This is a genomic window from Streptococcus cristatus, from assembly GCF_001578775.1.
GTDB classification, from domain to species: Bacteria; Bacillota; Bacilli; order Lactobacillales; family Streptococcaceae; genus Streptococcus; species Streptococcus cristatus_A.
The window spans coordinates 1-276 of the sequence record NZ_KQ969096.1 but is presented as its reverse complement, the minus strand read 5'-3'; the positions used below and the strand labels follow the sequence as shown (position 1 = coordinate 276).

3 tRNA genes are annotated in these 276 nt (G+C 49.6%); all 3 read left to right on the top strand.

What is annotated here, in order from left to right:
* Positions 1 to 3: 3 nt before the first annotated feature.
* The 3 genes from SCRDD08_RS10790 (at position 4) to SCRDD08_RS10780 (ending at position 268) form a co-directional block, all read left to right on the top strand.
* Positions 4 to 74: transfer RNA gene (locus SCRDD08_RS10790), tRNA-Gly, on the top strand.
* 34 nt (positions 75 to 108) lie between these two features.
* Positions 109 to 182, top strand: a tRNA-Ile gene (locus tag SCRDD08_RS10785).
* Positions 183 to 196: 14 nt separating this feature from the next.
* Positions 197 to 268, top strand: a tRNA-Glu gene (locus tag SCRDD08_RS10780).
* Positions 269 to 276 lie beyond the last annotated feature (8 nt).

Genomic DNA, 276 nt, shown 5'->3' with positions numbered 1-276 from the left:
CAAGCGGGTGTAGTTTAGTGGTAAAACTACAGCCTTCCAAGCTGTTGTCGCGAGTTCGATTCTCGTCACCCGCTTTGAACGGAAGTTCATACCAAGTTTTTATAACTTGGGCGCGTAGCTCAGGTGGTTAGAGCGCACGCCTGATAAGCGTGAGGTCGGTGGTTCGAGTCCACTCGTGCCCATTTAATAGTAATATGGTCCGTTGGTCAAGGGGTTAAGACACCGCCTTTTCACGGCGGTAACACGGGTTCGAATCCCGTACGGACTATATATTTT